The sequence below is a fragment of the Litoribacillus peritrichatus genome (assembly GCF_039537985.1).
GTDB lineage: Bacteria > Pseudomonadota > Gammaproteobacteria > Pseudomonadales > Litoribrevibacteraceae > Litoribacillus > Litoribacillus peritrichatus.
The window spans coordinates 1,270,168-1,284,608 of the sequence record NZ_BAABBN010000007.1 but is presented as its reverse complement, the minus strand read 5'-3'; the positions used below and the strand labels follow the sequence as shown (position 1 = coordinate 1,284,608).

Annotated in this window: 13 protein-coding genes; 10 read left to right on the top strand and 3 right to left on the bottom strand. The window is 46.6% G+C overall.

Going from position 1 to position 14,441, the window contains the following annotated elements:
- Nucleotides 1-178: 178 nt before the first annotated feature.
- Nucleotides 179-769, top strand: coding sequence for a bacteriohemerythrin (locus ABD744_RS15470; protein ID WP_344799438.1), 591 nt, complete (start codon nt 179-181; stop codon nt 767-769).
- Between the two features lie 11 nt (nt 770-780).
- Here the strand turns inward: ABD744_RS15470 and ABD744_RS15465 are convergent, their stop codons facing one another.
- The 3 genes from ABD744_RS15465 to ABD744_RS15455 all read right to left on the bottom strand — a co-directional run bounded on the left by ABD744_RS15465 (nt 781) and on the right by ABD744_RS15455 (nt 4,512).
- Nucleotides 781-1,770 carry a DUF2333 family protein gene (locus ABD744_RS15465; RefSeq protein ID WP_344799437.1) on the bottom strand — a complete coding sequence of 330 codons (990 nt, stop codon included), beginning with the start codon at nt 1,768-1,770 and terminating at the stop codon, nt 781-783.
- Nucleotides 1,771-1,818: 48 nt separating this feature from the next.
- Nucleotides 1,819-3,789 (bottom strand): bifunctional diguanylate cyclase/phosphodiesterase, encoded by a 1,971-nt coding sequence (locus tag ABD744_RS15460; protein WP_344799436.1) that lies wholly within the window; start codon nt 3,787-3,789, stop codon nt 1,819-1,821.
- A gap of 75 nt (nt 3,790-3,864) precedes the next feature.
- Nucleotides 3,865-4,512, bottom strand: a complete 648-nt coding sequence (locus ABD744_RS15455) for a transglutaminase-like cysteine peptidase (protein ID WP_344799435.1) — start codon at nt 4,510-4,512, stop codon at nt 3,865-3,867.
- A gap of 303 nt (nt 4,513-4,815) precedes the next feature.
- Between ABD744_RS15455 and ABD744_RS15450 the strand changes: the two genes are divergently transcribed.
- From ABD744_RS15450 to purH, 9 genes are all read left to right on the top strand, one after another.
- Nucleotides 4,816-6,432: a GGDEF domain-containing response regulator gene (locus ABD744_RS15450; RefSeq protein ID WP_344799434.1), complete on the top strand. Its 1,617-nt coding sequence runs from the start codon at nt 4,816-4,818 to the stop codon at nt 6,430-6,432.
- Nucleotides 6,433-6,701: 269 nt separating this feature from the next.
- The gene (gene aroQ, locus ABD744_RS15445; protein WP_344799627.1) at nt 6,702-7,148 is read left to right on the top strand and encodes a type II 3-dehydroquinate dehydratase; all 447 of its coding nucleotides are present in this window, start codon (nt 6,702-6,704) and stop codon (nt 7,146-7,148) included.
- Between the two features lie 20 nt (nt 7,149-7,168).
- Nucleotides 7,169-7,609, top strand: coding sequence for an acetyl-CoA carboxylase biotin carboxyl carrier protein (accB, locus tag ABD744_RS15440; RefSeq protein WP_344799433.1), 441 nt, complete (start codon nt 7,169-7,171; stop codon nt 7,607-7,609).
- 57 nt (nt 7,610-7,666) lie between these two features.
- Nucleotides 7,667-9,010 (top strand): acetyl-CoA carboxylase biotin carboxylase subunit, encoded by a 1,344-nt coding sequence (gene accC / locus ABD744_RS15435; RefSeq protein ID WP_344799432.1) that lies wholly within the window; start codon nt 7,667-7,669, stop codon nt 9,008-9,010.
- Between the two features lie 45 nt (nt 9,011-9,055).
- Complete coding sequence (gene prmA, locus ABD744_RS15430; RefSeq protein WP_344799431.1) at nt 9,056-9,940, top strand: 50S ribosomal protein L11 methyltransferase; 885 nt, start codon at nt 9,056-9,058, stop codon at nt 9,938-9,940.
- A 129-nt stretch (nt 9,941-10,069) separates the two neighbouring features.
- The gene (locus ABD744_RS15425; protein ID WP_344799430.1) at nt 10,070-11,200 is read left to right on the top strand and encodes a DUF3426 domain-containing protein; all 1,131 of its coding nucleotides are present in this window, start codon (nt 10,070-10,072) and stop codon (nt 11,198-11,200) included.
- A gap of 151 nt (nt 11,201-11,351) precedes the next feature.
- Nucleotides 11,352-12,341, top strand: coding sequence for a tRNA dihydrouridine synthase DusB (gene dusB, locus ABD744_RS15420; protein WP_344799429.1), 990 nt, complete (start codon nt 11,352-11,354; stop codon nt 12,339-12,341).
- Nucleotides 12,338-12,658 (top strand): DNA-binding transcriptional regulator Fis, encoded by a 321-nt coding sequence (gene fis, locus ABD744_RS15415; protein ID WP_425562176.1) that lies wholly within the window; start codon nt 12,338-12,340, stop codon nt 12,656-12,658. The genes dusB and fis overlap by 4 nt, the downstream gene beginning before the upstream one ends.
- Before the next feature lie 72 nt (nt 12,659-12,730).
- Nucleotides 12,731-14,314, top strand: a complete 1,584-nt coding sequence (gene purH, locus ABD744_RS15410; RefSeq protein WP_344799428.1) for a bifunctional phosphoribosylaminoimidazolecarboxamide formyltransferase/IMP cyclohydrolase — start codon at nt 12,731-12,733, stop codon at nt 14,312-14,314.
- The last annotated feature ends 127 nt before the right edge of the window (nt 14,315-14,441 follow it).

Genomic DNA, 14,441 nt, shown 5'->3' with positions numbered 1-14,441 from the left:
ATTAAGTACTAATAAGTTTGTTATAATTAAATTATTGATTTTGAGTGATCAAAAAAATTTTAGTGCGACTATAAACCAACTTCCCATGAGTTGATACGTCATTGATCAAAATCAATACAAGTTTTGCTGTTCATGGTTAGTATTATGAGTAATAAGCTCAGATAGGTTTGGCAAGAAAATGACGTTATTTCGCTGGAAACCAGAATACGCCGTGGGTATCAAGCAGATTGATAACCAACATCAGACTTTGATTGCCTTGATAAATGAACTGCACGACGCCATCGAGTCCAGCTTTACACCGGAAAAGCTCAACTCTGTTCTGCAACGCCTATTTGATTACACCCGCTACCACTTCACCACGGAAGAAAACCTGATGGAAGCAAGTGGTTACCCCTCAGACAAACTTAAAAAGCATAAAAAGCAACACCAGCTTTTCATTGCCGAGCTTAATGGTTGCCAAACCGATCTGGACAGCATGTCCGTTGAAGATGCCATCATCATTCAGGAGTTTCTGGTTAATTGGCTCAAGAACCACATATTAAAAATAGACACCCAGCTCGCCGAATATTTAATCAGCCACCCAATACAGACTCCTCAGTCAAACGAAACCCCAGATAGTTCGGCTAACCTTGCAGAAAATACTCGGCGAATTGCAGAAGAAATAAAAGAGATTGCAGAGCACGCCTATCGCGATACTCTGCCAAAAGAGCAGGCAGTCAGATTACTGTACCTTGCGGATAAGCTGCTCAACAGTCTTGAGCAGCCCTGACCTCATACCAATCAGCCCTGTTCGAGCAAGTACCTTAAATCAATGATAGCGGCGTGCGCTCTGGAAATATAAGACGCCATCACCAAAGAATGATTCGCCAGCATACCAAAACCCTCTCCATTAAGGATTACCGGGCTCCACACTGAGTCCTGAGTTGCTTCAAGTTCACGAATAATTTGCTGCAGACTCACTTTGGCGTTTTTCTTTTCTAAAACAGGACGAAAGTCCGTTTCAATGGCCGTCAAAATTTGAATCAACGCCCAGCTGGTGCCTCTCGCCTGATAAAACACATCGTCAATTTCAAGCCAAGGCGTTTGTACAATTTCAATGTTTGCGATTGGCGTTGACGGTTGAGTCACGGTATCACCCGCTAACGAAGTATTGATTCTTGGCTTACCCACCGCAGCACTTAAACGCTGAGATAAACTGCCCAGACGAGTTTCAACATCCGATAACCAACGCGCTAAATTATCGGCCCGAGCGTAAAACTGCGCTTCCGGTTTGTTTGGATTTGCCAAGCGTCCCAAGTAAGACGTTAAGTAGTTATTCGCATCTGAATACTGAGATTCGGAAGATGGAAAAAAGCGACTTCGATGATCAAAGTTCAACAAAGGCTCAGCCTTAGCTAAATCCTTATCTTCGGTAGATTGGGACTGTGAGCGGCTGAAATCTCTTCGGAAAGCCCTGGCAATGTCCCGTACCTGAACCAAGACACCGAATTCCCAGTTCGGCATGTTGTCCATCATTAGGCCCGGCGGCACCACATCGTTGGAAATATAACCGCCCGATTTGTTCAACAAAGTATCGATGATTTCAATCAATGTATAAGTCGTGACTGAGCCTGTTACCAGATTCTGACCGTTTTTTTCTGCATACACAGAAGAGCTTTGCACAACATCAAACGAATCAGGCTCTGAACTCCAATACCAGCCTAAGAGGACTAATAAGAAAGCCAAAACTCCCACCCCCGAGGCAGCTACATACCAGGTTTTTCTTTCCATTACTCGCTCCATTTCTTTATTTTATATGATATTTATTGACTGAATATACTACTGCGGTTCACCTACTGGCTTACCAAATAAGTACCCTATTGCACCATCCAATCCCAGAGACTTGAGCACCTGGTACTCCTCTTCCGTCTCCACGCCTTCTGCATACACTTTAATATCCAGGTTATGGGCAATTTGTACCAGCGACCGAATGTAGAACTGGTTGTCCTTCGATAGATGCACATCACGAATGTAACTTCTGTCCACTTTCAGGTGATCCACTTTTATGCGGTTAAGATAACTGAATGTGCCAGAACTTGCACCAAAGTGATCAATCGCCATATGCATACCGCTGTCTGTCAGCTCTTTAGACAGCTTAATCATGGCTTCCGCATCATGATGCAGTGCATACTCGGAGACTTCGATCACAATCCGGTTAGACAACGCCTTATTTTCATGAGCAATCTGCTTTAACCAAGCCACAAACTTCGGCGATACCAGCGATTTCGGTGACACATTGATGGTTAACCTCAGATCTTTCGGCTGGCTGGCCATCAACGACATCGCTTTCGTGATGATCAAGCGATCGAACGCTTCGGTCCACTGATAACGTTCTACCATCGGCCAGAATAATGAGGCTGTCACCAAGCTGTCTTTGTAGTCCGTTCTGGCCAACACTTCATAATCCAGCGCGGAACTGATGCCAAACTGTTTAACCGGCTGATACAGCAGTTTCACTGCACGTCGATCCATGACCTGCTCAAGGTAGCTGCGCCATGCTTGATCGCCCATGACACCGTCAGCTTCTTTGGAGTCATTCATCGACAACATAAGTACGCAATTTCGCCCACGACCTTGCGCTCGACGCAACGCCTGATCCGCAAGGCTGATCAGTTCGCCTGTGGAAGGAATCGGCTGGTTACCCACATCGGAAAAGTAACCCAAGCCGATGTGCATTCGATCTAACATATCTTGCTGGTTCGCAACCGACTCCAGCATTGATATCTGTTTGAACAATTGCTGCAACACCTGAAACGCATATTCCCGGTCAATGTCCGGTATAAAGATTCCAAACTCAGCCCCTTTTAAACGGGCCGTAACAATCTTAGAGTGGTCTTTTCTGAACTCTTTAATTTGATTGGATATCTGAACCAAAAGCTCATCGGCTTTTCCAGTACCGTGCTCCTGATTAAACTTATCAAATGCGCGTACCCCGATCAGGATCAAAGCTCCGCTCTGACATCCCTGCCGAGGGTCCAGATACGACTTAAAATGAGCCACGAAATCCCGGCGATTCGACAAACCGGTCAAGGAATCCCGATAAGACATTTCCCTGAGCTGTTCAGTCATCTCCGCCTGATCAGAAAAAAGCTGACCCAATTTTTCAGCCATGCCGTTCATAACCATCACAACCCGACGAAGCTCTCTGGCTTTTGGTAAAGGAATGGTCTGAAAGTCCCGATTTGAAATGGCGTTGGCTTGATGCTCCATATCCGACAAAGGTTTGAGCAAAGCTCGCATGAATAACACGATCATCAGCAACGTCACCATCATCAACATCAAGACCCACACGATCATGGTGCTGGAAATGTTCCAAAGTTTTAAATAACTCTTCTCTGTATTGGGCGTTACGAAAATCCGACCGTATTGCTGCCAGCCATCCGAAACCTCTGCCTCCGAGGTAATGCTGGTAAATAAAATAGTCGATTTAAACCAGACGGGTACTTTACTGGTGTTTTGCTCAGCAATCTTTTCGATCAACAGGCGACCATCCACTGAAAAAACCCGAATACTGAGGTATTCCCCGCCATCAAACATTGCATTAAGCAAGGTCTCAAGACTGCCTTTGTCGTTCTCACGCAACGCCGTATTCATCGAAATGGCGAGCGAACGGGCAGCATCCTCAGCATTGGTATTCAACTGACGATTCAAATGCTCTTTAACTGACCACACACCAGAAATCAGATTCCCGGCCAGCGCCAAAAACAACACCATCATGGTCATTACTACAAGTCGTTGAAACAGGGTCACGACTAACTCTCCTTTTCAGTCTAACTTCCCCAGGACGGGTATACTCTCAATCCGGGATTACGGTTTCAAGGCAGTTTATGGTTGAGGCGCCTCTAATAACCCCATTGGATCGTACTCTGCCATTTTATCCAGAAACTTAGCCCACATAGACACTCGGGAAGCTCCGCCAAGGCGTACCGTTTTCCCAGACATTTTATTCAACCAAAAGCCATTACCATTAAAACTGTACACGGGCACCAAGTCTCTTCTTTCCGGAGCCGGTTTAATTTGCGGAATTAAATTATCTAACACTAAAGGCACTGCGGAAGGTTTGCTGTAATAGGCCAACACCATATGTGCTTGCTTCAATTCAATGGCCTTTACATAAGTTATTCTAAGTTTTTCAGGGTCAACGCCTGCTTTAATCAGGCTAAAATACTTTGCTAAGGAAAAATCTTCACAATCTCCGGCGCGCCGCTGTAAAGACTCGTAAGGGGTTGCCCAGTAATCTTCAACCCCCCAATGCCTTTGATCACTGATAAAACGAACCGATTCATTAAAATACTGATTAACCCGCTCCAGTTTTTCAAGCTCGGGCAAAGACCGAACGTCGGTTAACATCTGCTGAAAGTCCGCTTTCACATCATCACTGATTTTAGTGCTGGCCACGACCAGCCAGACTGGCGAAATCAGGATCAGCCACTGAAGGCTACGCACAATAAAATAGCGCTTTAACCGAACCATGAGATTAAACCCGCATCATGAGCAAACACTGCCAGCGTGTTTTCCAACGTAAATGTGTAACATCCTGTATACCCCGTTTCAATCTGAAACCTTTGATTCATTGCTTTAGCACTGACTAAGCCTATACAGTTAATCTGAAAGCTGTCTATAGTGAATTGGATAAATATTCACTTCATCAATATTTACTACAAGACAACCTCAGCAGTTAGACTAAACTACAACCTACTGAGAATAAAATAAAAATCTCTACAAACATCCGATATACCATGCGTTATCATTATTCAGGATTATTGGCTAATTTACATGACAGACACTGGCACGCCTAGAAACACCTCTACCGTTAGCAAAGCCACCACGCAATCACGTCGATTGATTAGCACCTGGCAGAGCTTCAACAAATCAGGCTGGAACACCGATAACTTAAAACAACTGTCTCTCATAAACCAGCGACTGATTGGCTACGCAGAGCGCTATCAAGATGAAGATCATCTGACGGTCGCCCAGGCCATCGATAAAATACTGACCCAACTCATTGATTCAGAGCAGACCCAGGATTTAGAAACACTCACCCAACGGGTACGGGATCTGGCCAAAATCACATTGCGTAAGTCCGATCAGGGCAATGCCTCTTCGACACCCCAGCTGAAATTACGAAAGCCTATATACTTAGCCATCCTTGATACCAACTACGCAGAAAAACTGTCCCGTCAACTCAGTTATTTCGGATTGCAGTGCAAAATACTGTCAACGGTTAACGAACTGGAACAGCATTTAAGAATCACCCAACCGTCAATTTTAGTAATGGACGTAGATTTTGCCGGTGATCCAGATTCCGGGATAGCATTCGTTGAAAACCTGTCTTCTGCGAATACACTGAATTTTCCTGTCAGTTTCCTGTCGAAGGGGCGAAGCTCATTAGAGACGCGGCTGAAAGCCATTCGAACGGGCAGTAAATCTTTCTACCTTGACTCCATTGATCCTGGCCGACTCATAGAACACATGGATACCGAGGGCAGTGATAGCCAGGACAACGACTATCGAGTACTGGTGCTCGACGACTCCAGATCTCAGGCCCACTTTATCGACACCACGCTGAAAAAGGCGAAAATGACGGCCAAAGTCATTACCGACCCCATGCTGATTCTGGATACTCTGGAAGAGTTCCAGCCTGACCTGGTCATTCTCGATATGTATATGCCTGGCTGTACCGGCTCTGAGCTGGCGAACATCATTCGACAGCATGAAAAATGGGTCAGCATGCCGATCATTTTTCTGTCCGCAGAAGATGACATCAACAAACAACTGCAGGCCATGAGTCTGGGAGGAGGCGATGACTTCCTCACCAAACCTATTAACCCGGACTATTTGATCCGAACCATCAGAAACCGTGGTAAACGCGCCAAATCTTTATTAGCACTCATGGTTCGGGACAGCCTGACAGGCTTATACAACCACACGCACACGCTTCACTGCCTGGAAAGTGCCGTACAAAATGCACAAAGAGAAAATACATCCTTGTGTTTTGCGATGGTAGACATTGACCACTTTAAAAAGGTAAATGACACCTACGGCCACCCAATAGGCGATAAGGTCATTAAAAGTTTGTCACTATTTTTACGACAACGTCTGAGAAAAAGTGATGTTATTGGCCGTTATGGTGGCGAAGAGTTTGCGGTGGTTTTGCCAAACACGGCGGCCACTGACGCCGTCATGATAATGAACGAAATCCTGGCCAAATTCAGAAAAATCGCCCAATCTGCCGGTGACACGGACTTTTTCGTCTCATTCAGCTGTGGCATTGCTGCACTGTCACCGGGCATGGAAGAATCCGCAAACCTCTCTGAAATTGCCGATAAGGCCTTATACGAAGCCAAACATGCCGGCAGAAACTGCGTAAGACTCTACTCCAGCGCCAACTAAGGCTTTCCCACCCAAACCTGACAAGCTCTTTTTATCGTTTTTTGGCTGAAAAACGATAAAAAGAGCTTTTTTGCCCGGTTTTGAATGTAATTTCTAATTTTATCACCTATCGTGATTATCAAATCGAACAAACTTTGTTGCGATCTTGTAGACATGTTCTGAAAAAAGTGTGGTTTTCTCGAACTTTCTGGCCTCACATTATGGACACTTGCATCAAATTTGTGCACACTCTGCGACCAAAATACAAAAATGGCGATTCTGGTGAATTTATGGCGGATATTCTTGTTATTCATGGACCTAACCTCAACATGTTAGGCGTTAGAGAACCTGGAATATACGGTTCTAAAACATTGGATGACATTAACAGTGAATTAACCCATAAAGCCACATCCACTGGCCTGACACTGGACACTTTTCAAAGCAATACCGAAGGTGAACTGGTGACAAGAGTTCAGCAGGCTTTTCAAGAATCGGTCAAATACATCATTATTAATCCGGCAGCGTACACGCATACCAGCGTCGCAATCAGAGACGCTTTGTTATCCGTACAAATTCCATTTATTGAAGTGCATCTCTCTAACGTACACCAACGAGAAGCTTTCCGGCACCACTCCTATTTCTCAGATAAGGCACAAGCTGTGATCTGTGGTCTCGGAGCGGACGGTTACCACTACGCGTTGGATGCTGCCACTAAAAAGATTTCTCAAGCCAAATAGATTGACTTGGAGCCAATACCATGGACATAAGAAAAGTTAAAAAGCTCATTGAACTGATTGAAGAATCAGGCATAGAAGAACTGGAAATCAAAGAAGGTGAAGAGTCCATTCGAATTTGTCGACGACTGAATACCCCGGCACCAGTTCAGCCTCAGGTCATCACTTCTTCACCCACCGTGATCGAAGACCCAATCAAAGAAGAAAAGTCGGAAAGCAGCCAACCTGTGGGACATGTGGTCACGTCGCCCATGGTCGGCACCTTCTATCGGGCACCGTCGCCTTCTTCACCGGCTTTTGCTGAAGTTGGCCAACACGTCAAAGCGGGCGATGTGATTTGCATCGTGGAAGCTATGAAAATGATGAACCAAATTGAGGCAGATCGTTCAGGTGTGGTTGAAGCCATCCTGATTGAAAACGCCCAACCCGTTGAATTTGGCCAGGCACTGATCACCATTGTTTAAACACTGGTGATTATTGTCATCGATTACGATCCATCCGTTTCCATCTGAGTCCGTTTCATGCTTGATAAAGTTGTCATTGCAAACCGAGGCGAAATTGCCCTTCGCATTCTAAGAGCCTGTAAAGAACTGAACATAAAAACCGTTGCCGTACACTCCCAGACAGACCGGGATTTACTCCACGTACGGCTGGCCGATGAATCGGTTTGTATTGGATCAAACCAACCCATTGACAGTTATTTAAACATTCCGGCCATCATCAGCGCGGCGGAAGTCACCGATGCAATGGGCATTCACCCAGGCTACGGCTTTCTCGCTGAAAACGCAGACTTTGCAGAACAAGTTGAGCGCAGCGGTTTTACATTTATAGGCCCATCTCCGGAAGTCATTCGCCTGATGGGCGATAAAGTGTCAGCGATTCGCGCCATGAAACGCTCCGGCATTCCGACAGTGCCCGGCTCTGACGGTCCTTTGCCAAATCATAAAGACGCCATCATTAAAGTGGCTCAGAGAATTGGCTACCCGATTATCATTAAAGCCGCCGCCGGTGGGGGTGGCCGGGGCATGCGCGTTGTTCACAGTGAAGCTTCGCTGTTAAATGCCGTCTCAGTCACCAAAGCGGAAGCATTGGCCGCCTTTGGCGACGGCACTGTCTATATGGAAAAGTTTCTCGAGAACCCAAGGCACATTGAAGTTCAGGTTCTGTCCGACGGAAAGGGAAATGCAGTTCATCTCTATGACAGAGACTGCTCCATTCAACGCAAACATCAGAAAGTCATCGAAGAAGCACCGGCAACCAACCTGGACCCCGAAGCACGAGCAGCCGTATTTGAAGCCTGCGTCCGGGCCTGTAAAGAAATCAATTACCGAGGCGTTGGCACCTTTGAGTTTCTTTATGAAAATGGCCAGTACTTCTTCATTGAGATGAACACCCGAATTCAGGTCGAACACCCGGTTACGGAAGTAATCACTGGTGTTGACCTTATTCGACAACAACTGTTAATCGCCGGTGGCGAGCCGTTATCTATACAGCAGAGCGATATCAAATCCTCCGGCCATGCCATCGAGAGCCGCATTAATGCCGAGGACCCTAAAACCTTTGTTCCTTCGCCCGGTACGGTTAAGTTTTATCATGCCCCTGGCGGCCCAGGCATTCGTGTGGACTCTCACTTATACGCGGGTTACACCGTACCGCCATTCTATGACTCATTAATTGCCAAAGTGATCAGCCATGCGGAAACCCGAACTCAGGCCATCAAGCGCATGCAGAGCGCGATGGAAGAAATGTTGATCGACGGTATCCGAAGTAACATCCCATTGCATCGCAGACTGATGAGCGACCAAGGATTCTGCAAAGGCGAATTTAATATTCACTATCTGGAAAGCATACTCAAACGTAAATAGTCATTTATTTCGATAACCTAAGAATCTTTATTACGGGAAAACAACATGAGCTGGTTACAAATCAAGATCACCACCCAAGCAGAGTCCGCTGAAGCACTCGAAGATTTCTTGCTTGAAATTGGCGCCAGCTCAATCACACTCGAAGACCCTGAAGACCAACCCATCTATGAACCCTTGCCAGGTGAAACTCCGCTTTGGAAGTCCACCCGAGTGGTCGGCCTGTTTACCGAAGACTTTGCTATTGATCACATCGTTAAGGAAGTCCAGGCGTTTGCCAATCAACAGCAGATTCCAAACGAAATCACTTCCGAGACCGTTGAAGATCAGGACTGGGAAAGAGCCTGGATGGACGACTTCAAACCGATCCAGTGTGGTGAGCGTCTGTGGATTTGCCCAAGCTGGCATGAGCCACCGAATAAGAACGACGTTAACATGATTCTCGATCCTGGCTTAGCATTCGGTACTGGCACTCACCCTACGACCTTTCAGTGCCTTCAATACTTAGACGGTTTACCACTGACCAATGCAAAAGTTCTGGACTATGGCTGTGGTTCAGGCATTTTAGCCATTGCCGCATTATTGCTTGGGGCTCAAGATGCAATTGGTGTCGACATCGATCCCCAGGCACTGATCGCAACCACTAATAACATGGAAAGAAACAGCCTGGAACGGAATCGAATTGAATTATTTCTCCCGGAAGAATTCCAGGGTTGCCAGGCCGACGTGACCGTTGCAAATATTCTGGCAGGCCCTCTGGTAGAACTGGCTCCGGTCATTAGCAGCAACACCAAATCGGGTGGTTACTTAGCTTTATCCGGCATTTTATCCGATCAGGCCAATGAAGTTTATGAAACCTACAGCCAGTATTTTGACTTAAATCCAATACAGCAAAAAGAAGACTGGGTACTCATCACAGGGAAAAAGAAATAGCCAAACCTTCACGGAATACGCTGCGTCAGCTATGATCTCGTGATGTAAAATGATCTCAGCCAAGACGGCGGCAGCTGATTTTTACCCATTAATGGATTATACCGAGTTACAGGAACTAGGATTTGCGCCATGGTCGCGGAACTGATCACTCAATGCCCGAAATGCCAGACTTCGTTTAAAGTCCGAAATGAGCAGCTGAAAGTTGCAGAAGGTCTGGTGCGTTGTGGCAGTTGCCTGCATGTATTTAATGCCGTGGAATACAGTGCCCTGAATAACGACGCCCCGACACCGCCTCCTGCAAACGAAGACAAGCTTGAGATGGACGACATGTTCGGCCCTCAGGACACCATCAGCAAGATTGATCAGGACTTCGACCTTTCAGACGACAGCGTCAATGAAATGTTCTCTCCCGAACAGAAGCCTAAATCCAAGAACACGGCGCCCAAACAAGACATAGAACCCGAAGAAACGTTTCTAACCATCACGGACGATCTTGACGGTGAAGACATCGACGCCGATGAACTGTTTGGTAAAAGTGAAGAGTCGGACAACCAGCAGGACGACAGCTGGGCCGAAGAGCTGCTGAGAGAACTCGACAGCTCCGTGGAGGAGGATGAAAACACGCCCCAGGAAACGGTTCCCAAATCCGACAGCGCCCCCAATAACGCATTTCAGTTTTCAGAAGAGGAAGAAGACGACTTCTCCCGTTCACAGATAAATGGCCCTCAGATAGAAAGTGAGCCGGTTTACCTGAGCACTGAAAAAACCACCGCTGATAAAAAGCAGATATATTCGACCGTAGCCTTGAGCGTTGGTTGTCTATTCGCCATCAGTGGACTGATCCTTCAACTTGCCTGGCTGAATTTCAACCAGTGGTCCAAACTACCAAGCCTTAGGCCTGCTTACAGCGTCACCTGCCAGATTATCGACTGCAAGTTGCCGCACGTCAGAGCCATTGAAAAAATACGAGCCAGTAACTTAATCGTTCGTAGCGATAACAAAAACAATAAACACTTACTCATTGACGCTGTCATTTTAAATCAGGCTTCCTTTACTCAGCCGTTCCCGAAATTAGCGTTAATCTTCAGTGACAATGACGGACAGGATATTGCCAGCGGCCTAATTTTGCCAAAACAATACCTTGGCGGTGAACTGTCAGGGGTCACGAACATGCCAACCAACACCCCAATTCATATCGCATTCAAGATCCTTGACCCAGGTGCAAACGCAAGAAGTTACCGAATCGAGTTCTATCCATAAATGTCAAGTACAAAATGATCACTTTCTAGACAATTTTTTACATCTACAGCCTTTTCCAGCACTGACGAAATCGTTATCATAGCGCCCCTGTCTTATTACCATCGAACAAAATTCGATCAATCCATTTAGACATTAACTTTCGGAGCTATTTTTGATTCAGCTGGGCCCTTACACATTAGACAATCGACTGGTACTTGCCCCCATGGCAGGCGTCACCGATCGTCCTTTTCGTATTATGTGTAAACAACTGGGCGCAGCCATGGCCGTTTCCGAAATGATCACATCCGACAAGCGGCTATGGAAAACCGCCAAATCTTCTTTGCGGATGAACTATGATGGAGAACCAGGCATTCGATCAGTACAAATTGCTGGCGGTGATCCTGAGATGATGGCTGAAGCAGCCAAATTAAGCGCCGAAAGAGGCGCCCAAATTGTTGATATCAACATGGGCTGCCCGGCAAAGAAAGTCTGCAATAAAGCAGCTGGCTCTGCACTGTTAAAAGACGAGGGGCTCGTCAAAGAAATTCTGGATGCGGTGATTGAAAGTGTCGACATACCCGTCACCCTAAAAACCCGAATAGGCTGGTCTCAAGCCCATCACAACGGAATAAGAGTTGCCCATCTTGCGCAAGATGCTGGCATCACGGCCATAGCGATCCATGGCCGTACCCGAGAGTGTAAATATCACGGCCCGGTTAATTACGAAGCCATCAAACAAATTAAGTCGGAAGTCAGTATCCCAGTATTTGCCAATGGCGATATTGACAGCCCCGAAAAAGCACTCCAAGTGTTGGAGTACACACAAGCAGACGGTCTGCTGATTGGTCGCGCCGCTCAAGGTCGTCCTTGGATTTTTAATGAAATAAACCACTACCTTGAGACAGGGGAAAAGCTGAAAGCCCCTACCGCTACAGAAATACAAACTTTGCTCCTTTCACATTTGAGAGCACTGTACGAATTTTATGGTGACTTTATGGGCGTTCGAATTGCCCGTAAACATGTCGGTTGGTACCTACAAACCCAACCCACTCATGAAATCTTTAAAAAAGACTTTAACCGTTTAGAAAGCTGCCAAGAACAACTTGCAGCAATCCAAACGTTTTTCCATCAATTAATACGCACAGGAAGTATAGCTGCATGATTCCTTTTGATACTGCCGAAGCCACCGTGGACCAGTCCAACCCGGAAGCTAACCGATTTAGAGAACACCTGACTGCTCCGGTAGAACAGCATCAAACACTGCGCGACAGCGTTGAAAAAGCACTGCAAAATTATTTTAATCACCTGGATGGCCAAGACGTAACAGACGTTTATGACATGGTTCTTTCAGAAGTTGAAGCACCTCTGCTGGACGCCGTTATGACTTTTACACGCGACAACCAGACGAAAGCAGCGGTCATGCTTGGTCTTAATCGCGGGACGCTTCGTAAGAAGTTAAAGCAGTACGGTCTACTATAATTTGTCTGCTTCGAGAGAAGCAGCCCCCTCTTTCACAGTCAGTCGTTAACCAGAACAGGTAAAGACAACACCATGTCGACAACAGCTCTAAAACCAGTAAAACGCGCGCTTATCAGCGTATCTGATAAAGCAGGTATCGTTGAGTTTGCAAAATCTCTTTCCGATTTAGGCATTGAATTACTTTCAACAGGCGGTACTTATCGCTTACTTCAAGAGAACAGCATCAAGGTCACAGAGGTTTCTGAGCACACAGGTTTCCCTGAAATGATGGATGGCCGTGTAAAAACGCTTCATCCGAAAATTCATGGTGGCATTCTGGGTCGTCGTGGTACCGACGACCAGGTCATGGAAGCGCACAACATCGATGCCATTGATATGGTCATCGTGAATCTTTACCCGTTCCAACAGGCGATTTCTCGTCCGGACTGTGACTTACCGACTGCGATTGAAAACATCGACATCGGCGGCCCGACCATGGTACGTGCTGCGGCTAAAAACCATAAAGACGTGGCCATCGTTGTTAACGCCACCGATTACGACGCGCTTCTGGCAGAACTGTCTGACAACCAAGGTCAGTTAAGCCTTGAAACCCGTTTTGACCTGGCGGTTAAAGCCTTCGAACATACAGCTCAATACGACGGCGCCATTGCCAACTACCTTGGCAACCGTAATATTGAAGGTGACACAGTAAGCGACTTGCCTCGTACCTTTAATACTCAGTTCATTAAAGCCCAAGACATGCGTTACGGTGAAAACCCTCACCAGAAAGCCGCGTTTTTTGTTGAAGAGAATCCAGCTGAAGCCAGCGTTTCTACTGCGAAGCAACTTCAGGGTAAGGCGTTGTCATTCAATAACGTAGCTGATACTGATGCAGCACTGGAAACCGTCAAACTGTTTGAAGAACCTGCCTGTGTCATCGTTAAGCACGCGAACCCATGCGGCGTAGCGACCGGCGCAACCATTCTGGAAGCCTACGATCGCTCTTTTAAAACAGACCCAACGTCTGCATTTGGTGGCATCATCGCTTTTAACCGTCCGCTGGATGTAGAAACGGCGAAAGCCATCATTGATCGACAGTTTGTTGAGGTGATTATCGCGCCATCCGTCAAAGCTGGTGTTTTAGAGGTGACATCCGCCAAGACGAATGTTCGTGTACTTGAGTGCGGCCAGTGGTCTGCTGATCGTACACCAGCGCTGGACTACAAGCGCGTCAACGGCGGTCTGTTGGTTCAGGATCTGGATCGTGGCATGGTGTCACAAAGTGACCTGAAAGTCGTCACAACCAAAGTACCAACCGAAGAAGAAATGCGCGACCTGTTGTTCGCCTGGAAAGTAGCAAAATGCGTTAAATCCAACGCCATTGTTTACGCTAAAAATGCAATGACCATCGGTGTCGGCGCAGGCCAGATGAGCCGTGTTTACAGCGCTAAAATTGCCGGTATTAAAGCCGCTGACGAAAACCTTGAAGTCCGTGGTTCGGTCATGGCTTCTGACGCCTTCTTCCCGTTCCGTGACGGCATAGACGCAGCGGCAGCGGCAGGCATCAATGCCGTGATTCAGCCTGGCGGTTCAATGCGAGATCAGGAAGTCATTGACGCAGCCAACGAACATGGCATGGCGATGGTCTTTACTGGCATGCGTCACTTTAAGCACTAAAGTTTAAATAGAAACGACTATTATTTGTCTTATAAGTGCGCCTTAATCACAAAATACCAGGTGATAAGAAGCGCGCAACGACAGAATTTACGGGCCGATTCCAATCAGGCCCGTTGCTGTTTTTTAA